Here is a 21118-nt window from a genome sequence, read left to right as displayed (position 1 = left end):
GATGACTTTGAATACTACTCCAGAAGCCAGTCAAGATGTCAACAAACAAGGCACTCATAACAACCAACAAAATGCTGGTCATCAGGTGAGTGCTCAAATAAGCACTGGTAGTCAGTCATCCTCAATTAAATCAAGCCACCTCAGTGCAGATCATGCCTTGTGGTGGCTTGATTTTTTTACAACGAAAGGCCGTAAAGCGGAAAACCAAGACAGTCTATTGATAACGACTTGTTTGCCGTATCATTTTTTAGAGGCAACGTTGACCCGCCCTAACGATTCAAACCAAGCTAAACAAACGGCAATGCCTCCAGCGCCCTTGCTGGTGCTCATGGCAGATGGGGTAAGCGCTTGTCAGTTTCCAAAGCAAGCAAGTCAATTAGTTATCAACACCGTCGCTAATAAAATAACCTTAGCCTTGTCAAAATTGGCTCAAACAACCCATCAAAGTCACTCTCAGACAGCCGTTATGAGCTTTGATGATGATCAAATCGCGAGCCTCATCAAAGTGGCGGTGAATAAGGCCAATGATACCTTATGCATTCCGCAAGCCTATCAGAGGGTTCCGCCTTTGCTGTCCACGCTATCAGGCTTATTGTGTATCGGTGATCGTATCCATCTGTTTCATACCGGCGATTCACGAATCTACCGTATTGGGATAGACAGCTTGACAGTATTGAGTGAGGATCACCGCATCCATCGCGGTCAAGACAAAGGGGCACTCTCTGCGGCTATTGGCGCAGACACTCAGGTAGACCTGCAACAGTCAGTATTTACGCTACACCAAAATGAATGCTTAGCGCTGATGACCGATGGTGTGTATGAGCATATCGATGCGACCGAGTTGCAGTTTGAACTGTGCACCGCTGCCACAAGTATGTTTCAGGCATTAGCCACAGCGCACACTCTACCAGTAGGGTTCAATGTCAGTCAGAGCTTAGTCAGTCAGAGCTTATGCGAGCAAGCATTTGTAGAGGGCAGTCATGATAACTTGAGCATGATACTACTGGGTATAAAGGCGACAGCAAACCTCGCCAGTCGAGCAGGTACTTTGCGTGACGCTGATGGTTCTGACGACTCTAATGGTTTTGATGGTTCTGATTGTTTTGATGACAATAACAGCCGTCCAAGCACTAGTGATATGACTCGTTATCAGCTGCCGACAGGTTTAGAAGTAGGCGATAATATCGATGGTTTTACTGTGGTCAATATCATCGCGCGAACGGCTCGCAGCGATGTGTATTTGGTGCAAGATGAGTATGAGAACGACTTTGTTTTGAAGTCGCCCAGCCTCGATACCATTGATGACGGTCATTATCTGCGTGATTTTTTGAAGGAGCGAAAAATTGGCCTAAGTCTCTCAAAACATCGGCGTGCGGGTGAGCCTGCCTATAATCAAGCCGACCCAAATCGCTTGCAAGCCAATAGCTCAACCGTCAGCGGCGCTCAAAGTATCGGTTCTGGACTGGGCGCATCAGGACTGCTGCGTTACTATCCTGTCCCTGCCAGCACCACCTATCTATACCACTTAACTGAATATATCGAAGGTGAGAGCTTACGTGATTTTATTGAACGTAATGCCCCATGCGATGTGTGGCAGACTTATGATCTACTGACCAAGATAGGTATGGCGGTTCGAGTGATGCACCGTAACTATCTGTTGCACCAAGATATCAAACCTGAAAACGTCCTCTTAACCAAATCAGGTGCGGTCAAGCTGATTGATTTTGGCTCTGCCAGCTCATCCATCTTAAAGGACAGTACGCGCCCGCCCAATGGCGATTTGCATTACGCTGCACCAGAGTATTACACCGATGCACCAAAAGGGGTGCACTCGGATCTATTTTCAATCGCAGTGATTGGTTATGAGCTGCTAACAGGACAGCTACCGTTTGGCTCGCAAGATCTAATGAGTCTAAGGCACGCTTTAGTCATGCCAGCACAACCGCTACGTCAACAAAACGTCCCACCCGTCAGCCAGCAAGCGCTCATGCGGGCACTACATCCCAATACCAATGCGCGCTATCAGGCCATTGGTGAGTTTTTACAAGACTTTAACCCTGACAATAGGGCAAACAGTCGCGACCCTGAACCGCTTATCAAGCGCAACCCTCTACTGGTATGGCATGGCATTTGCTTTATACAAGCTATCATCATTGTCTTATTGTTATGGGCTTATCTGTCATGAGCGTCCACTTTCAATGACATGCTATTGCTTATTTAACGCTGCACTATGCGGCTAAGGATATTCCCTTGATGTCGCTCGATAGATCACAAACTGCCACACAGTCTAATATTCATCATACAGACGCTACTGAAACGACTGTCCATCAAACGACTAACAATGTTGATGCTCATACCGAAAATGCGGGCATCATCATTATCGGTGCTGGTATGGCAGGCAGCCGCTTTGCCATTGAGCTTGCACGGGCGCAATTAGACAGTGTTCATTCGCATCCGCCGATTACTCTGATTAGTAAAGAGCCGCACGTAGGCTACAACCGTATCATGCTGTCGCCTGTACTGGCAGGTGACAAGGCGTTTGATGATACTTATTTATACGATCAATCAGACTATGAACAGTTGGGCATCACTGTACTGGCTGGGGTCAGCGTCGATACGATTGATACCGAGCAACATTATATCGAGCTTGATAACGGACAGACGCTACACTATGCCAAAGTGGTCATTGCTACAGGCTCAACTGCGCGCGTTATACCGTTCCCCAATCACACTGCCAAAGGGGTACACGTCTTTCGAGATTTTACGGATGTCACCACCTTGACTGAATATGCGCGTCAAGGCAAAACGGGACTAGTGATTGGCGGCGGGGTATTGGGATTGGAGGCGGCGTGTGCGCTGGCGGGACAAGGCGCTACCATGACCGTTATTCATGTGGACGGCTATGTGCTTAATGCTCAATTAGATCTACCCGCCGCAGAATTGCTACAAGCAGAGCTTAGCCGCCGCGGCGTTGGACTGGAAGTGTCCGCAAACACCGAATCGATTGCCATAAATGAGGCAGGCGAAGTGTGCGGATTGTCACTAAAGGACGGGCGCACCTTAGCCGCTGACTTTATCGTGATGGCAGTGGGTGTGATTCCCAACACAGCGCTGGCTAAAGACAGTGGGCTTGAGGTCAATCGCGGCATTGTCGTTGATGACTGCATGCACACCAGCTGCCCGCATGTCTATGCTATCGGCGAGTGTGTCGAGCTCGACGGTGAGCTGTTCGGCATGGTGGCGCCAGTCAATCAGCAAGTCGATACGCTCGTGACGGTGCTAAAAGACACGGTGGTATCAGACCCTTCCATTGCGTCAAATGACATTGCATCAAATGGCACCTTATCAAATGAAACCGCATCAGAGAGTGGTGCGCCCTCGCAAGAACATTGGCAACCATTCGTCAGCAAGCCACTGTCATTAAAATTAAAAGTATCTGGAGTCGCGGCATTTTCGGCAGGTCAAATTGCCTTTGACGATAGCGACGTTGAGAGCATCGAAACTTTGGTTTATCGCCAACCTACCTTAAACCATTATCACTGCCTCTACCTGAAAGACAATAAGGTCGTCGGCGCGGTGCTGTATGGCGAAGTCAATGACGGCAGTTTTTACAGTCAACTCATCATAGATGACGTCGATATTACGCCTATAAAAGAAGCGTTAATATTTGGAGAAGCCTACTGCGATTTGGATACATTAGATGCAAACAACATGGCAAATAGCACGACAAGCGATCTAGTAGAGGAAGCCTCATGAATGAAGATATCATCGATAAAACCCCAAATATCTCTAAAAACGCACAAGCTGATATGTTAGACCGTGTACCTGAGCATTCTCAAAGTACGACTGGTCAGATCATTGCTACTCACAGCATTAACGATACTAAAAACGTTACTCAAGTGCCACCGATAGATGCTGAGAACACAATCAAAACCATTCGCACGACATGTCCTTATTGCGGGGTAGGCTGCGGGGTCTTAGCAAGTGTAGATATGGTAGGCAAAGTAAGTGTAAAAGGTGATCCTGAGCATCCGGCCAACTTTGGCAAACTGTGTTCAAAAGGTAGCGCACTGGCACAAACTTTGGGCACTGAGCGTCGATTGACCCAGCCCTATTATCAAAACAAGCTGGCGTCCATGCAACAACAGCATGCGATGCTCTCAAATATGCCATTAGATACAGCCTCTAGCTCTAGCGCTATAAACGTATCTGCTACGAAACCGCTCATTGAAAACACCGACTGGGACACCGTATTAGGAGATATTGCTGGGCGCTTAAACGACACCATCGAAAAGCATGGTCGAGACAGCATTATGTTTTATGTTTCAGGGCAGCTATTGACTGAAGACTATTATGTGGCCAATAAATTTATCAAGGGCTTTATCGGTAACAATAACATCGACTCCAATTCCCGACTGTGCATGTCATCAGCGGTAGCTGGGCACAAACGTGCGTTTGGCGCAGACTTAGTACCGGGTAATTATGAGGATTTGGAAGCTTGTGATTTATTGGTACTGGTCGGCTCAAATATGGCGTGGTGTCATCCTATTCTATTTGGACGCTTTTTAGCCGCCAAAAAAGCCGATCCTAGCAAAAAGCTCATTGTCATTGACCCACGCCGTACGGACTCTTGTGAGTTTGCGGATTTGCATTTGCCAATTTCTGCTGGCACGGACACCCATTTATACAATGGTTTGTTGCATTACCTTGAGCAGCAAGGGTGCCAAGATGACGACTACGTCAACCAAAGCCTAGGTGTTGCTGACGCTGTGGATGCGGCTAAAACGTGGACCATCGATAAGGTAGCTAGCGCTTGCCAAGTGCCTATTGATAGCATTCGTCAGTTTTATGAGTTAATTGCGACTACTGATAAAACAGTGACTGCGTTCAGTATGGGCGTCAATCAATCCAAAAGTGGTACTGACAAGGTCAATGCTATTATCAATACCCATCTGTTTACAGGGCGCGTGGGTAAAGTAGGGGCAAGTCCGTTCTCTCTTACGGGTCAGCCGAACGCGATGGGCGGACGAGAAGTAGGTGCGCTTGCTAATTTACTGGCCGCACATTTGGACTTAGGCAATGCAGATCATCGGCAGTTGGTCGCCGATTTTTGGGAGTCGCCTCAGGCTATCGCCTCAGAAGTCGGCGTCAAGGCCTGCGACGCGGCCGACGCTATTTTGGAGGGGCGTATCAAGGCCATTTGGATTATGGCAACCAATCCTGTGGTCAGCTTGCCGGAGGCTGATAGATTCCGCCAAGCGCTTGCTCAATGCGACTTGGTCATTGTGTCTGATTGCTCGGTAGACAGCGACACGGTGCAATGCGCGGACATCGTATTACCTGCCCAAGGGTGGGGTGAGAAGTCAGGTACAGTCACCAACTCGGAACGGCGCATCTCTCGTCAACGTACCTTAATGCCTGCGGTAGGGGTTGCAAAACCAGACTGGTGGATACTATCGCAAGTGGCGACGCGTATGGGGCTAACAGGGTTTGACTATCAAGACCCCAGCGAGATATTTAACGAGCATGTGGCATTGACAGCCTATCGCAATGATGGACATGAGAATAATCCAATCGTATCACTTAAGAATCAGCCTCGTTTTCTGAATCTCAGCAACGACTTGCCTGATTTTGCTGCAGACATAAAGGCTATTACAGAGGTGGCGCATAACAGTCAACCTATTAGTCAAATTAATCAAACGACCCAGCCAAGCGCACTTAGCGTTGAAGAATATGACGCTATGCTGCCGTTTCAATGGGGCGGCAAACGTATCTCGATGATTAATACCGCAGATGATTCAGTAGGCCGCTTATCTAAGCAAACTGTCTCTTGCACCAAAGCCCAGCTGATAGCAATTACGCCCTCTGATGACGCGAGTCTTCCCAATTTACACCGGCACAAACGAAAATATAGCGGGCAATATCATAGTGATAATCAGCAACCGTCCAATCAGTACGCTCAACCTACAAGCCAAGCAGATGACGACGAGTTATTAGCACTTAATCAGCCAACTATTGATTTACGTCTTATCACCGGCAGATTGCGCGACCAGTGGCATACGATGACTCGCACTGGCTTAGCACCGCAGTTAAACCAGCACCAATCAGTGCCGACATTAACCGTACATCCTGAGGATGCACAGCAGTTAGGCCTTGCGACTAATGACTTCGTACAACTCCATCGCAGATATAATGACGGCGCGATAGCTGACAGTGACCCCAATCATTCGACCGTCAGTACTGCTTTGGCTAGTGACGTACCGGTCAGTCAAGTACTGGCACAAGTCACAATTAGCGATACGATGCGAGTTGGTGATGCGTTTATGCCTATGCACTGGAGCAATGCTTTTGCCAGCTTTTCCCGTATGGGTACGCTTATTCCAACGGTCGTGGACCCGCATTCAGGGCAGCCAGAGCTTAAAAACTCAGCCATTCGCATCACGGCGGTGCCGATGCAAGCATTTGGCAAGATTTTGGTGCATCCTGACTGGCAAGACGCCGTTATAGTGCAACTGCGTGCTATTTTGGCCGATTTTGATGCACAAAGGGTAAAGGAGACATTATTTGAAAAAGAGACTGATACAAATTTGAATCAGCCTGCATCCAGTCAACTGCCAGCGCTCACTTGGAATTTAAGCCATCAAACCAACAGCGTATTGTTCAACCTCGCCAGTCCGATTGCCAGTGTTATCGATACTTTAAGCGCCCCTGAATTTTGGCAGCAGTTTGCAGCGTCTATGCAAACCTCCTTACACGCATCATCAAAGCCGTCATCTGGCTTATTATCAACCCCGTCATCAAAGCCGCCGTCGCAAACAGGCGATATCAATACTGCTTTTACTATCAACAAACAGCAGGATCAACTGCGTTTGATTGTGACTCAATCCGGCTATGATACGGCAGCAGATAATAACGCTACAGACGTTATAACGCCTGATACTAATGGGTCTAAGGTGCCTAGTGAGCGGCTAATAATGGCCGTCTATGTTGCCCCAACGCTACCGCAATTGCCTAGCGTTCATTGGCTTGACAGCTGTTTTACGGATACCAGTCAAATTCCTGACAACCAGCGCTATAAATGGCTGCTGGCAGGACGTCCAGCCAGTGGTTATATCGATCCGGGCACGCTTATTTGCTCATGCATGGCAGTTGGAAAAAACATCATTATCAACGCGATTACTAAGCACGACTGTACCAGTGCGATAGCCGTTGGCAAACAGTGCCGCGCAGGTACCAACTGCGGCTCTTGTGTGGGTCAGATTAATGAGTTGATTGCAGAATATGCGCCGCTCGCGCAGGCTTAGATAATGATATGGCACATCGCTTGCAGCTTATAGAGTACTACTAGTAATAAGTCAATCACAGCCTTAGTTGTTTTTTATCAAGTTGCTGTTTATCAAATTGCCTTACTGCTAAGTGCCCACTTTGCTGTATTTATACTGTCATCAGGAGCGACCGCCATGACCGATTCATCTGACTTTATTCCGAACCATGCAACATATGACTTAACGAATCAAAATTGTGCCCAAAATGCCAAAGCATCCAACAGACAAGACTCTATATGTACGGGCACCGTATATTTAGTGGGTGCGGGCTCTGGTGATCCAGAACTTTTGACGCTCAAAGCATTGCGAGTCATGCAGCGTGCTGACGTGGTGCTGTATGACAGCTTGGTCTCTGAAGATATTTTGGATATGTGCGCGATCACTGCCGAAAAAATATTCGTCGGTAAGCGCCGAGCCAATCATGCCCTGCCGCAAGAGAGCATCAATGAGCTGCTGGTCAAGCACGCGCTGGCAGGTAAAACGGTTGTCAGACTCAAAGGCGGCGACCCTTTTATCTTTGGACGTGGCGGTGAAGAGCTTCAAGAAGTGGTGCGTCATGGTATCTATTTCGAGTCTATTCCTGGGGTCACAGCGGCGAGCGCAGCGGCCAGTCGAGCGGGTATCCCATTGACGCATCGCGATCATGCTCAGTCTGTTAAGTTCGTCACGGCGTACAAAAAGTCGGGAGCGCCAAACAATAACTATAACGAGCATTTAGATAGCACCCAAACGGTCGTTTTTTATATGGGGTTACATCAGTTGGATGAATTGACCAAAGGGTTGATGGCAGCGGGACGAGATAGCGCAACGCCTTTTGCGGTGATTAGCCATGCCAGTTTGCCCACGCAGCAAGTACTTATCGGGACGCTAAAGGATATCGCCGATCAGCAAAAATTTGCCAATCTGCCGACACCTGCACTACTGATTATGGGCGATGTGGTCACCTTGCATGGAGAGTTTGCGGCCTATAATCTTGGAGCACTAGGTCAGAGGGTAGAGGTCAGCTGTGTATAGACAAGGCACAGCAATATTATCCTTTAGAAAGGCTTAAGTTATAAAACATTAAGACAGTAGTCCTATTAACATTCATAAATTGATAATTGAGGTGTTTGATGGCGTACATTGATCCAAGCGAATTCACGACTAAGATGGTAGATTCTGGTGAATCTAAAATGTATATGTCAACCAGTGATACTTTAATTCGCGCCTTTATGGCAGGTGCAATACTAGCGCTGGCGGCTTTCTTTGCTATTACAGTAACAGTGAATACAGGTAATCCATTACTAGGAGCATTGTTGTTTCCAGTCGGGTTTATCATGCTATATCTAATGAAGTTTGATCTGTTGACAGGCGTATTCACCCTAGTGCCTTTAGCCGTATTAGATAAGCGCCCAGGCTGCGATATGACTCAGTTATTACGCAATTGGGGACTTACATTTTTGGGTAATTTGGGCGGAGCCATAACCGTGGCTTTTCTTGCCTCTTTTATCTTGACCTTTGGTTTTGAGACAGACGGTGGCATGATAGCCGCCAAAGTGGGTACTATTGGAGAGGCACGTACACTAGGTTATCAGTCTCACGGAACGTCAGGCTGGTTTACTATTTTTGTTCGTGGCATGCTATGTAATTGGATGGTCTCGATGGGTGTCGTCGGCGCCATGATTTCAACGTCAGCAACTGGCAAGATGCTTGCCATGTACATGCCAGTTATGCTCTTCTTTTATATGGGCTTTGAGCACTCTATCGTCAATATGTTCCTCTTTCCATTCTCAATGATTATGGGTGGTGATTTTACCGTCGCAGATTATTTGATCTGGAATGAGTTGCCTACCGTATTAGGTAATTTGGTAGGGGGTCTGGTTTTTGTAGGTTTACCACTGTACTTCACTCATGTACGAACGCGTCCAAGCCGAAAATTGGCTTAATAATAAGCAAGTTTTGTTGTTCATAGACCTCGCGTAAGCGGGGTTTATTGCTTACGCATCAAACTCAGCTTTTGGACATTATCTTTTGGACATTGCTATGACACAGAAACGTTTTTCGGTGAGTATCAGTCAGCACTCACAAGCAGGAATAGGAAAACCGGTAAACCAAGATGCCCTTATCGCCTATGTGCCTGACGGTAGTTTGTTAACATCTAAAGGCGCTGTGTTTGCCGTTGCTGATGGTATCAGTACCAGTCAATTTGGTGCAGAAGCCAGTCAAATAGCAGTGAGTAGTTTTTTGAACGATTATTTAGATACCCCAGAGACTTGGTCTGTAAAAACATCAGGATTTAAGGTTTTACTGTCTATAAATTCATGGTTGGTGGCGCAAAGTCGGCAAGGCGGATACAGTTTTAATCAAAATAAAGGGTATGTGTGTGCATTTGCTGCGCTTATTATCAAATCACGCACCATTCACATATTTCACTCAGGCGATGTTCGTGTCGTTATGCTACATGATGGTGCTATCACCATACTCACTCAAGATCATCGTCAAGTTTACGATGACGAACGTACCTATTTAAGTGCCGCATTAGGATTGGACAATCACATCCGTCTGGATTATCTGAACATTGAAGCACAGTTAGACGCGACTTATTTCTTATTAAGTGACGGTGTTCATGAATATTTAAGTGATAACGATATTATTCAAACACCAGAAAAACTGTCGAACGCTACCTGTGCTCAAGCCTTGTGCGAATTGGCTGTCACAAAAGGCTCTGTAGATGACACCAGTGCTTTAGTTATAAAAATTAACGATTTACCAGTGGCAGATAAAAGTGAGTTTTATGAGCACAATAAAAACCTGACTCCTATAAATTTGCTACAAAAAGGGGCAGTAATTGATGGACTATCAGTTGTTAGGCCATTAGGAAAAACGCCGCGTAGCCATACCTACTTGGTAACAGACCAGAGTGAAAATTTCTATGTCTTAAAAACCCCTTCTGCTGAAAAGAGTCAGGATAATAAGCACATTGAGAGTATGCTCATGGAAGAGTGGGTCGCCCGGCGCCTAAATAATACTCATTTAATGACCGCGCCGAATCTAAAAACACCGCGCTCAAAGCTATACACGCTAAGCAACTATATTGAAGCTCAGAGCTTAGCGCAGTGGATGGCAGAGCATCCAAAACCGAGCCTGCATCAAGTACGGTCTATCATTCAGCAAATTGCAACGGGATTACAGGTCATGCACCGCGCCGAGATTATTCATCGTGATCTAAGACCAGAGAATATCTTAATAGATGATCAGGGGACGGTCACGATTATTGATTTTGGTGAAGTTAACATTGCAGGTTTAGAGGGTGTTAATGCTGACAATACAGTGCCGGGAAGTTTGCAGTATACGGCACCTGAATATTTATTAGGTGCTGCAGGCACGGCAGGAAGTGATGTTTTTTCTCTAGGGGTATTAACGTATCAGATTCTAAGTGGTCAACTGCCGTATGGCTTGAAGTTATCTAGTGCCCAAAGCAAAAAAGCACAACATCAACTTAAAATTAGATCATTGCTAGAGCTGGGCATACGTATACCAGATTGGTCAGTGTATGCTATAAACAAAGCACTAGATATCGATCCAAAACGTCGCTATAAAGAAGTTTCTGAATTTATCTACGAGCTTAATAGCCCAAGCTCAGACTTTAAACGGGATCACAAAGCCGCATGGATCGATCGTGATCCAGTGCGATTTTGGCAAGGTGTAAGCATTGTTTTATCGATGGTAGTGGTTAGTATGGTTTTGAGTCATTATTGGTAGCTCAATCCTATGTCAGGTTGAATTACCACGTTTTATAGGGTAAAAATTTGCCATTGAGTACGATAATTACTCTATCACCATTAGGATTTTCTTCTTTATCAATATCAATAGAAAAATCGATTGCACTCATAATGCCATCTCCAAACTTTTCTTGGACCACTTCTTTAATGCTCGTACCGTAGATGCCAACGGCCTCATATAGCCTATAGATAAGAGGATCTTGAGGTACATCACGCCCCCAACTTTTTGTTGGATATTCCATTAAAGTAGTCATTGCTTGATCTGGAAGCTCTAGCAATGAGCATAATTTAGTAGCAGGCGCTTCTGGCATACTATTATTACCAAAACAAGCTGACGTCACCCAAACCACCCCCATTTCCAAATGGGCGGCAATATCTTCCCAGCTGAGACCCTTGTTCTTTTTAGCCAAAATGATAGCTTCTGTTAATTCTTCGCGTGTCATACTCAATTACTCCGACAGTTTAAGATAAAAGTAGGCTTTCGCATTATAAGTATCAATACAAGTGATAAGCTGCAAGGGTCGTGCCAGTTCAAAGTAGGCATCTGACAAGACAGGACTATATTCAGTCACCGCAAGTGACGCTCATAACACTAAAAACTGCTATCAAATCACTGCTGCTGGATAGGCAAAATTACCAACCCCAGCGCTAGTGATTATGGGTTATGTCGTTGCTCTATATTATGAATTTTCAGACTACAACCTTGGCGCATTGAGTAAAGGTACAGCCATCAATATAGACCGCTCTATCCCCAATAAAGACCTTATACCTGATTTTGCGAGTATTGCATAAGATATTTACTGAGTCTAAATGATGGTTATATCGAGTTTAGGGCTGCTCAATAAGCTAACTTTAAGAGTGGCTAACCCTATACACTATAAATTTCTTAATTGCTCAATTAACCAGCGATGTATGCCACTGTCATTGGTACGTGGATGCCATGCGGCTATTACCTTAAAGGTAGGCGGTAAGGCTTCCACCGTAATCTCTTTGACCTTACTGTTTGGCAATAGCCGCGCAGGATAAAACGCAATCATATCGGTGGTGTGCAGAATATCTGGTACCGCTGAAAAGCTAGGAACTGACATAACGATGTTGCGCTTGAGCCCTTTTTCTGCGAACCATTGATCATGGGAGCCACGCAAATTGGCACGCGAAGGGGATACCACCAGCTGCGGGTGTGCGGCAATTTGCGCCAGTGTCAATATCTCTGTCGCCAGCTCATTTTTATAACCTGTAATACATAAGTGCTGCTCTTCAAATAGCGTCACATACGATAAGTTATCAGGGATAAATTCTGGAAAAGTAATCAGCAAATCAAGTTCGCCTGCGGCAATCAGCTGATTAATATTGTCTAAGGCGAAGTCGCGCACGATCAATTTTAAATCAGGCGCTTCACGGCGCGTTATATGAAACAATTGCGGCAATAATGCCTGCGTCGCATAGTCGGTCGCACTAATCGTAAAGACGCCTTTGTAGGTTTGCGGTGTAAATACCTCTGGCTCTAATAGCACCTCTAGCTGCTTTAATATATCGTCGATAGGTTGCTGCATCGATAGTGCCTTTGGCGTTGCCACCATGCTATTGCCTTGACGAATAAACAAACGGTCATCAAATAGATCGCGCAGCTTACGCAACTGCTCGCTAATCGCTTGTTGCGTCAGACCCATTTTGCGCGCGACTTGTGAGAGATTTTTTAGATCAAGTAGTGACTGAAGCACCCTAAGCTGCTTAATATCAAGCCGGTTCATACCATTCATAATCTGTACCATTAATAGTTGTATCTTAAACAAGAAAGGGTTGTTTCTAATTGTACCTGTAACGCTCTATGCTTACCAACATTGCTTAAGTCGCCAATCAAACCTGGAAACAGGGTGCTTGGCTCAAAAAAATAAGCCTATCCGTTTGCTTTACAAGAGAGTGTTATGAAACAACCTATACCAAATACCAGTACATTATTTTCATCTGTAGAGCTTGGCCCTTATACGCTTAAAAACCGTATCGTGATGCCACCGTTGACGCGTTCTCGTAGCACGCAACCAGATAATATTGCTAATGACTTAATGGCAAGCTATTATGCACAGCGCGCTACAGCGGGCTTTATGGTGACTGAAGGTACGCAGATTGAACCTAGAGGTCAAGGTTATGCGTGGACGCCAGGTATTCACTCACAAGCCCAAATCGAAGGCTGGAAAAAAGTCACGCAGGCGGTACATGCTAAAGGCAGTATTATTTTTGCGCAGCTTTGGCACGTTGGCCGTGTGTCTCATACCAGCTTACAACCGAACCAAGCTCAGCCTATCGGGCCTTCTGCCATCACTGCTGACAATGTCAAAGTATTTATTGAAACAGGTCCAGGCGAGGGCGCTTTAGCCGACCCAAGTGAGCCGCGTGCACTGAGCACAGAAGAAGTGGGTGAACTGGTCGCTATGTATGCGGCAGCCGCACGCAACGCCTTAGAAGCGGGTTTCGATGGGGTAGAGCTGCATTGTGCCAATGGTTACTTAGTGAATCAGTTTATCTCTGAGCATAGCAATACACGTGATGATCAATATGGGGGTTCACTGACCAATCGTCTGCGCTTCTTACAAGAGATCGTCGCTGCCGTCAGTGATGTGGTTGGTGCTGATCGTTTAGGCGTACGTTTTGCGCCATTATTTGCAAGTACCAACGAGACCCGTGTGTATTTAGGGCTGGTAGAATCAGACCCGCACCATACTTATATTGAAGCCGTTAAAGTGCTTGAACAAGCGGGCATTGCTTACTTATCCATTGCGGAGGCTGATTGGGACAACGCGCCTGATTTACCAGAGCCTTTTTATCAAGCGGTCAGAGCTGAGTTTTCAGGACGTATTATTTATGCGGGTAAATACACTGTGCAGAAGTCGGTCGATATATTATCTAAAGGTTATGGGGATTTATTTGCTTTTGGTCGTCCTTTTATTGCTAATCCCGATTTACCTGAGCGCATAGCCAATAATTGGCCCCTCAATGAGACAGATCCTGCCACGATGTATGGCGGCACTGAGATTGGCTATAGTGATTATCCGCGCTATAGTCAGTCCTAAATAAAAAATCAACGCTATTATCAGGCGCTACGGGTGTATTTATTTAATAGTGGATTGACTATATCAAGAATAGTTAAAAAGCAAAAGTAGTTAAACAAATAAGGCCATTCGTGGCCTTATTTTTACTTATAAAATTAATGGTTTCTGGTGTAATGTAATGAATGAAAAAGTTAAAGACAGACTGATACGCATATTAGTAGGATATGTCGGACTTTATCCGACGCTCTTGATCGTATTAACGTTACTAAAGCCTGTGACCCATGATTTAAGTCTGCCGTTGGTGGTATTGATTGAAACGATAATACTCGTTCCGTTGACACAGATGGTGTCATTCCCACTAGCAGGCTGGCTCATTGAGCGTTTAAGAAGAAACAAGTAATCGCTATTAATAGTGCACTAGAAATTTAATCATCTAAAGCCATTGCTAGCATTAACTCTAAAACGTATCATTTAACTTATGCGTACCTAAAGTTAGGTTCACGAGTTAAAAGAGATAATTATCTAGTAAAAACAATGATCTATACTAAAGATAGAAACAACTGGTTCATGAACCTTAATATGTGACATATCCTGAGTACAACAACCCTTATTTAAACTGCTGAGAGTCTTAACTACGACACCTATGAGTTTTAGTATTAACGTAAAATCATCAAGCTACTAAGACTGTACCAATCGTCACATTGGTGAGCAGTAGATCCATCGCAATTAGGTTGAATTACTGATTAGAGTAGCTCATGATGAGACGAGTCAGTGCTATGGCGAGTATTGATTGCATACCTATTTAAGTGCGTAAGGGTACGATATCAGCCAATATATGGTCAGAAGTAACAAAGACGAGTGCTGTGTCAAATACCGTCGTCACAAGCTCTTTAAAATCACTATTAACTTCAACACCATTCCTATGAATAGAATAACTATATATTTATAATTAGTCCGATACTTTTACATGTTAGAGATATTAACGATGGTCAGCGAATTCGATATAGTCGATATTCTGTAAATTAGGTATGGATTCAAACGTTTTTACTCTGCTATTTATAGAGACTTTATTCAGTTTTCTTGTATTCAAGCTATATTGAACCAAATATATAACGAACTGAACCATTAGTGAGAAGGTTTGGACGGCATACATGATTGATCGTAGAGTTCCTATATTTTTCAAGTCGTAGATTCTACAATATGTAAAGCATCCATATACTTTACATGTTAGATCGAATTAGTCCGATATTCTTACATGTCTAGTATGTTAATTGCAATAAATTCAATAACTTATAAAATCGACGCGTAATTCTTTTAGAAGTTTTAGTACAAGCTATGAGTTAGCTTTATTATAAAGGTTACACGGTATCTATGATACGTAACTCAATAGATGAGCTGGTTCAGCAGTTTGTTATAAGTAGTTCCATTATAGCGGTCTATTTTAAGTAGCCTACTAATACGTTTGAGGGCTGAAATAGCTGGGGTATATGTTCACTGTCATCAGCGTGCAAGTGGAATTAGGATTAGTGAATATAGAGCAATTGGACGAAGCCGTGGCGGTGCAACTACAAAGATACATCTATACTGTGATGCCGATGGATATCCGCTCAATTTTAAAATTACTGGGAGTGACGTCCATGACAGTCAAGTTGCAGGTGAAATGATTGAAATGATTGAAATGATTGGAAAAGCTGATTACTTCATCGCTTTTGTATTATCAAATGGCACTACTCATGATGTGAAGGTAGCACCAAACTTAATTGATAAGATAGATTTAATTACAACAGAGATATTATGTGCCGATAACGGCTATGATTCTGATGCACTAAGAAAACGTATTAAACAAGCGGGTTACTTCAATAATATTCCTCGTAAACAGAATACGAAGTTCACCAACAATCATGTCAACTGGTGCTTATACAAGGCTCGGCACTTATTAGAAAACCCTTTCGCTAAACTAAAAAACTATAGAGCCGTTGCCACAAGATTTGATACGCTTAAACAAAGCTGTGAAAATACGATGGCTCTTGCTTGTGCTGATCTCTGGTTGAAATTATGAATGTTAAACAGACCCTAGTTCTATAACAAAGTATCTTCATAAAAAGTCGACTATATATTGCTATTATCCTATCAGAGGATAACTTATAATATTTAATTTTTTGACGGGGATATTATGGATACTGAAGACTTAGCACAACAGCAAGCCTTGCAAAAAGAGTTTAATGAATTGGTGTTGAGCTTATCGCAACAAGTAAGTCAAAAACACCTATTAGATGCCAATAAAAATATCAAAAAAATCAATAGTGACATTGTTGACAATTTAGAAAAACATGCTTTACTTCTCACAGAAGTCGGCAAAAACCATCCTAAAAGCTTAGAAGATGTAAGTAATAAATACTTGTCAGGATTAGATAAGAATTTAGGAAAAATTAACGATAGTATTGCAAGCAAACTAGACAAACATGCCATACTGCTAGAAAGTGCCAGTAAAGCTCATCCTAAAGCTTTAGAAGATATTGGTAAAAAGCACTTATCAGATATAGATAGCAGTTTAAATAATGTTAATGCAGCTATCGCTAAACAGTTAGCAGCACACGCGGTACTTTTGAACGAGACTAGCAAGACACACGCTAAAGGATTAGAACAAGTCAGTAAGAATCATTTATTAGAAATAAACAATAACATCAAGAATCTGAATGAAGACATCCCATCGACGCTAAATAACCAAAGCTTAGCGCTACAGTCTATCGAAAAGGTGCTACATCAGCATTATAGTGAAGTTCGTAACGCAATAAAAAATGAATCAAATCACCTCAGTGCTATCAATGAGCACTTACTAACAGCTGAAGTTGAAAGATTAAAACAAAAAATAGAGACCAGCTTTAAGATTAATAACTCAGAAATCTCTGACTTAAAAATAAAAATCCATAAGCTCTCTAGTGAACTCAATCGCGCATTAGAAGCTAAAACAGAGAGCGTTGTACGTACTATCCTATATGCGACTATTACTATTGTTATTTTTCTTGGACTGCCTATAGCTTTTCTTATTTACTCTATTGTCGTAAGGTAATTAGTAATGACTAAGAAATTATCCGATCAATTACTAACCGAGCAGTCTCTGCTTGATACCTATCGGCATTCACTAGATAACGTATTAAAAAACTATCCTACATTGGAGAACGGATTTGATCTTTCTCTGAAGAAAGACCATCGAAAACAAATGGACAAGAATGATGAACGCTTGCAAGAAATTAAGCTAAATTTTTTGAATTTCCTACAAGAAAAATACAACAATACCTTTAGCATTATTGATGATTTACAGGGTTATGCCAGCAGTACTAGCCGTGAAAAATCTGAGTTTGATAAGTTTATCAATGAAGCAAAAAGTTTGAGTAGTGAAATACTTGCCACCAAAAATGACATGTTACAGCCTTTTTCACTATATGTTATTGGGGCCGGAAAAGCTGGAAAATCCACACTGATTAATGCGCTAGTAGGACAAGACGTTGCCACAGTTGGTGTGCTGCCAAAAACATGGAAGGTCGATAGATTTTTTGATGCAGACACAAAGCAGGCAATCATTCATTATAAAGATGGCTCTCCTACCACGATAACCAATCAAAAAGAAGCCAAAGAAATAGTACAAGCGGAAGAAAAAAAACGCAAAGATAGTGAAAAGGAGATCTTAGCAAAGAGACGCGAGCATTATCGACTGTATCCCAATCTAACTTTAGAAGAAAAAGAAGGCATTACGCGCAACCTAAATGACCTTTATTTATATCGCTCTAATATCAGACAAATAGAATGGGCTATAGACGTTGATAGTAAAAGTAAGTCTATTTTAAATAAATTCTCAATCATAGACACGCCTGGAGTGGGACAAAACCATTCAGGCAAAGATACCATCAACTATGTGGGAGAGGATGTTACCGCATTCAGTCAAGCAGATGGCATGATATGGGTACTTGATGCAACGACCCTAGCCGCAGCGACACCAGAAGCACTACTGCGAGATTTTGAAGAGACTAGCGATGGCATCACGACAACCAATAAAATTGCTGTGCTCAATAGAATTGACCTAATACGCAATGCTACAGGCGATGAGGGCGTAAAAAGAGCAGAACAGGCAGCAAAAAAGCTATTGGGTGGTTTTTTTACGAAAATCATTCCGTTTTCTGCCAAAGATGCATTTGATGCGGTCATCAATAATGATGAGGACAAACTATATCGTAGTGGTTATGATGAGATTTTTAAGGGAGTTAACCATGTTTTTTCAAAGGAAAGTACTAATAGAATATCGCAAAAATCAGAACGATTAAATAAGAACTTAATGCATCGATATGATAGAGATTTAAACCCCTATCTTGAGCGCTTGAAGGTCGATGAGACGTTACTAAATACCAGCTATCAGTTATTACAAGAGTCACTTCGAGACTTGCAGACAGACTTAGGCAATGCCAAGATTAATTTTTTAGATGCCTATAAAACGGAAGTTGAAGCTGGTATTAATAACTATGCTGTAAGTTATTTAGATATCGTTGAAGATAGGGAACGCAATACGTTTTTAAATGAACATATTTTCAAAATGGAAGATATGCAACAGGGACTTAATCGTTTATTAAACGATAACCAGCAGTATACTTCTGACTTTGTCACTGGGCAAAAAAAATTAAATAATAAAAAGTTCAAAAGATTTAAACACCTTAGTGAAACTCTCTACCCTATGGCTATAGGGGATTATGATAAAAAATCAAGTGCTCTTACCATGAATGCTTCCGACATTAATTTTTCTGGTGAAGATGAAACTTCAATGTTGATAGGTGGTGGTTTGGCAGTAGCAGGAATGATTTTATTAGGTCCTATTGGTTTATTAGCGGGGGCTGCAGATGTCTTCTTTGGGTTTTCAAAAGGACGCAAAATTAATGCGGCAAAATCAAAACTAACCCAACACTTGACGGCAAATATTCTAGCGCTCCTATCGGAACAAATAGATAGTGTTTTTCAAAAATTACTGGATAATGCTGAGAAGGAAATAAAAGAATCGCTTTTTCAGATATTTAGCCAATTACACTTTGAACCCACACCAAGTAACTTCAAACATGTTAAGCAGCTGACAACACAACTGAAAGAAAAACTAAATCTAACTTATAAAAACAATCAGAAAATGCCTGAAGAAAATATCCAATTAAAACCTTCTTTATCGCTATATTTATTGAGACAAAAAAATGCAAATAAAGCTTGAGCAATGGTGTAATGACTTTACAGATTACTTGCAGCAGTCCCCTGTAAGAGCTGAGGGTAGCGTTCCTAATATGATTAGTCAGGATGCGTTAAAAAATATTAAGAAAGTAGAGACTGATTTAGTAAAAGTTCAAAGAAACATCCTAACAACTTTGCGAGTGACCTTAATCGGTGAAGTAAAAGCTGGAAAGTCAACATTAATGAATGCTCTTGTGGGCTATAAGGTCTCACCTACAGATATGTTAGAGGCGACATCTGTTATTTGGGAAGTAGGTTATGATGCTATAGACTCGACGGTTATACAGTTTACGAATGGTGAGTGCAGTAACGTGGAGCACCAGCAAGTCATGAGTATTGTAGGAACAGCAGCGGAAAGCTTAGAGCAAGCAAAAAAAATAGAAAAAATTATTGTCAAATCTCATCATCATAAACTTAAAAACTTACTGTTGTTAGATTCGCCAGGGCTTGCGACTATTACTCAGCAAAACTCAGCGTTAACAAAAAGTATCGCTCTTGAAACAGATTTGGTAGTGTGGGTTGTTAATGGCAATCATTTAGGACAGGCAGACATTGCTGAAGATATCATTAGTATTGCCCATTTGGGCAAGCCCATTATTGCGGTTATTAATAAAATAGATGAAATTAATGAAGACCCTAGTGAGCTTATTGAATATCTGGATAGTACATCAGGAGACTATTTACAGAAAATTTTTGCTCTCTCAGCTTTTAGAGTCATAGAAGATGATGAGGCTGCAGCAGACAGCCATTATCATACTTTATTTAATGAGTTTACAGATTATTTACAGCTCAAAGTGAATGATAAGGCCAAAATTGTTAAACAAGATAGCGTGCAAGACTCTTGTGAAGCCTTAGCGCGTAGAGAGTTGATTGTGCATCAATCCATCATCAGACAGACCCGTGAAAAAATAGACGCCTACGATGATTATAGAGATGATTTGAGACGTGATGAAGCACGTATTGAAAAATCTTTAATCCTTGATATGGACAAAAGATACAATGAATTATTAAAAGATAAGTCTTTTGAGCAAGAACTTAAAATATATCTGTCAGCTACTATTACACCTATAGACAGTGAACTTTCAGCCATCATGCATCGATACAATGACCCTATCAGGACAAGTATCGAACAAAATTACGATAGAAGCGTTAGGAGTGCTTTTGAGATTAACGCTAGTGAAATCATCAATCGCTTTAAGCGCTTTCAAATACTTGAAACCCAAAAAATGAAAGAGGATATGGAAAGTCATAGCATCTCGTATTCTGATTATAGTAGCGCTGACAATACTGATGTAAAAGACTTTGCTATTAAAGGCGGAACTGTTTTGGGTGCAGGGGGGACTGCTTTAGCAGGTTATGCGGCTATTTTGGGAGCCAACGCATCAGTAGTGACCATTGGGGCGGCTCTGTCTGCCGTTGCCTTGCCTTTGGCAGTAGTAGGCATCGCAGCAGGGGCTGCCTATGGATTTTTTAAGATGAAAGATAAAAAAGAAAATACTTTTAATCTACAAATCCATACGATGATGAAGCAAATGGTTGATAGCAATAAGCAGAACCTGATTGAAAATATTCATACTGGTTTAGAAAAAAGCTTCCGTGAAATGGAGGACTACTATATAGATACTTTTTGTTCAGGGCAAAGTTTAAATCAGCAAAACAAGCTGCTACAGCATTTAGAAGATTATAATAACGGACTTTATGCATTTTTAAAAAATTAGTTTCTTTA

General features: G+C 42.7%; 14 protein-coding genes and 2 pseudogenes. 14 read left to right on the top strand and 2 right to left on the bottom strand.

All coding sequences use genetic code 11. The features are described 5' to 3' along the window. Positions 1–7 precede the first annotated feature (7 nt). The 6 genes from JMW90_RS00550 to JMW90_RS00525 all read left to right on the top strand — a co-directional run bounded on the left by JMW90_RS00550 (position 8) and on the right by JMW90_RS00525 (position 11066). Positions 8–2185, top strand: coding sequence for a bifunctional protein-serine/threonine kinase/phosphatase (locus tag JMW90_RS00550; protein WP_338103755.1), 2178 nt, complete (start codon positions 8–10; stop codon positions 2183–2185). Between the two features lie 68 nt (positions 2186–2253). Then, on the top strand, positions 2254–3756 hold the full coding sequence (locus tag JMW90_RS00545) for an NAD(P)/FAD-dependent oxidoreductase (RefSeq protein ID WP_201561181.1): 1503 nt from the start codon (positions 2254–2256) through the stop codon (positions 3754–3756). Then, positions 3753–7304, top strand: coding sequence for a nitrate reductase (locus JMW90_RS00540; RefSeq protein ID WP_201561180.1), 3552 nt, complete (start codon positions 3753–3755; stop codon positions 7302–7304). The genes JMW90_RS00545 and JMW90_RS00540 overlap by 4 nt, the downstream gene beginning before the upstream one ends. A gap of 156 nt (positions 7305–7460) precedes the next feature. Then, on the top strand, positions 7461–8339 hold the full coding sequence (cobA, locus tag JMW90_RS00535) for a uroporphyrinogen-III C-methyltransferase (protein WP_201561179.1): 879 nt from the start codon (positions 7461–7463) through the stop codon (positions 8337–8339). A 98-nt stretch (positions 8340–8437) separates the two neighbouring features. Next, positions 8438–9250 (top strand): formate/nitrite transporter family protein, encoded by an 813-nt coding sequence (locus JMW90_RS00530; protein ID WP_201561178.1) that lies wholly within the window; start codon positions 8438–8440, stop codon positions 9248–9250. Positions 9251–9347: 97 nt separating this feature from the next. Next, positions 9348–11066, top strand: coding sequence for a bifunctional protein-serine/threonine kinase/phosphatase (locus JMW90_RS00525; RefSeq protein WP_201561177.1), 1719 nt, complete (start codon positions 9348–9350; stop codon positions 11064–11066). Positions 11067–11088: 22 nt separating this feature from the next. On the opposite strand, the gene cynS is transcribed toward JMW90_RS00525, so the two are convergent. Next, positions 11089–11529 (bottom strand): cyanase, encoded by a 441-nt coding sequence (cynS, locus tag JMW90_RS00520; RefSeq protein WP_201561176.1) that lies wholly within the window; start codon positions 11527–11529, stop codon positions 11089–11091. A 214-nt stretch (positions 11530–11743) separates the two neighbouring features. Here cynS and JMW90_RS13860 point away from each other — a divergent pair, with 214 nt between their 5' ends. Beyond that, positions 11744–11878 carry a hypothetical protein gene (locus JMW90_RS13860; protein WP_265089205.1) on the top strand — a complete coding sequence of 45 codons (135 nt, stop codon included), beginning with the start codon at positions 11744–11746 and terminating at the stop codon, positions 11876–11878. A gap of 83 nt (positions 11879–11961) precedes the next feature. Here JMW90_RS13860 and JMW90_RS00515 read toward each other — a convergent pair whose 3' ends face one another. After that, complete coding sequence (locus tag JMW90_RS00515; protein WP_201561175.1) at positions 11962–12846, bottom strand: LysR family transcriptional regulator; 885 nt, start codon at positions 12844–12846, stop codon at positions 11962–11964. 165 nt (positions 12847–13011) lie between these two features. On the opposite strand from JMW90_RS00515, the gene JMW90_RS00510 reads away from it, so the two are divergent. From JMW90_RS00510 to JMW90_RS00485, 7 genes and pseudogenes are all read left to right on the top strand, one after another. Next, on the top strand, positions 13012–14154 hold the full coding sequence (locus tag JMW90_RS00510; RefSeq protein WP_201561174.1) for an alkene reductase: 1143 nt from the start codon (positions 13012–13014) through the stop codon (positions 14152–14154). Positions 14155–14311: 157 nt separating this feature from the next. Next, positions 14312–14533 carry a putative antibiotic biosynthesis monooxygenase gene (locus JMW90_RS00505; protein ID WP_201561173.1) on the top strand — a complete coding sequence of 74 codons (222 nt, stop codon included), beginning with the start codon at positions 14312–14314 and terminating at the stop codon, positions 14531–14533. 333 nt (positions 14534–14866) lie between these two features. Then, positions 14867–15046 (top strand): annotated as a pseudogene (locus JMW90_RS14020) (IS3-like element ISPar1 family transposase); the annotation flags it as partial. A gap of 561 nt (positions 15047–15607) precedes the next feature. Beyond that, positions 15608–16192: pseudogene (locus tag JMW90_RS14015) on the top strand (transposase); the annotation flags it as partial. A gap of 114 nt (positions 16193–16306) precedes the next feature. After that, positions 16307–17203, top strand: a complete 897-nt coding sequence (locus JMW90_RS00495; RefSeq protein ID WP_201561172.1) for a hypothetical protein — start codon at positions 16307–16309, stop codon at positions 17201–17203. Between the two features lie 6 nt (positions 17204–17209). Continuing rightward, a complete protein-coding gene (locus JMW90_RS00490; RefSeq protein WP_201561171.1) occupies positions 17210–19375 on the top strand; it encodes a dynamin family protein in 2166 nt (721 codons plus the stop codon). Then, positions 19359–21110, top strand: a complete 1752-nt coding sequence (locus JMW90_RS00485) for a dynamin family protein (protein ID WP_201561170.1) — start codon at positions 19359–19361, stop codon at positions 21108–21110. The genes JMW90_RS00490 and JMW90_RS00485 overlap by 17 nt, the downstream gene beginning before the upstream one ends. Positions 21111–21118 lie beyond the last annotated feature (8 nt).

This window comes from Psychrobacter glacincola, assembly GCF_904846215.1.
GTDB classification, from domain to species: Bacteria; Pseudomonadota; Gammaproteobacteria; order Pseudomonadales; family Moraxellaceae; genus Psychrobacter; species Psychrobacter glacincola.
Note: the sequence above shows the minus strand (reverse complement) of the source record. Positions and strands in the feature narration are given on the sequence as shown.

Bases quoted from the DNA above. Each gene is read 5' to 3' on its own strand.
- JMW90_RS00505 (WP_201561173.1), top strand. From the start codon at position 14,312: ATGAATGAAAAAGTTAAAGACAGACTGATACGCATATTAGTAGGATAT.
- JMW90_RS00485 (WP_201561170.1), top strand. From the start codon at position 19,359: ATGCAAATAAAGCTTGAGCAATGGTGTAATGACTTTACAGATTACTTG.
- JMW90_RS00515 (WP_201561175.1), bottom strand. From the start codon at position 12,846: ATGAATGGTATGAACCGGCTTGATATTAAGCAGCTTAGGGTGCTTCAG.
- JMW90_RS13860 (WP_265089205.1), top strand. From the start codon at position 11,744: ATGGGTTATGTCGTTGCTCTATATTATGAATTTTCAGACTACAACCTT.
- JMW90_RS00530 (WP_201561178.1), top strand. From the start codon at position 8,438: ATGGCGTACATTGATCCAAGCGAATTCACGACTAAGATGGTAGATTCT.
- JMW90_RS00510 (WP_201561174.1), top strand. From the start codon at position 13,012: ATGAAACAACCTATACCAAATACCAGTACATTATTTTCATCTGTAGAG.
- cobA (WP_201561179.1), top strand. From the start codon at position 7,461: ATGACCGATTCATCTGACTTTATTCCGAACCATGCAACATATGACTTA.
- JMW90_RS00525 (WP_201561177.1), top strand. From the start codon at position 9,348: ATGACACAGAAACGTTTTTCGGTGAGTATCAGTCAGCACTCACAAGCA.
- JMW90_RS00490 (WP_201561171.1), top strand. From the start codon at position 17,210: ATGACTAAGAAATTATCCGATCAATTACTAACCGAGCAGTCTCTGCTT.
- JMW90_RS00495 (WP_201561172.1), top strand. From the start codon at position 16,307: ATGGATACTGAAGACTTAGCACAACAGCAAGCCTTGCAAAAAGAGTTT.
- cynS (WP_201561176.1), bottom strand. From the start codon at position 11,529: ATGACACGCGAAGAATTAACAGAAGCTATCATTTTGGCTAAAAAGAAC.
- JMW90_RS00540 (WP_201561180.1), top strand. From the start codon at position 3,753: ATGAATGAAGATATCATCGATAAAACCCCAAATATCTCTAAAAACGCA.
- JMW90_RS00545 (WP_201561181.1), top strand. From the start codon at position 2,254: ATGTCGCTCGATAGATCACAAACTGCCACACAGTCTAATATTCATCAT.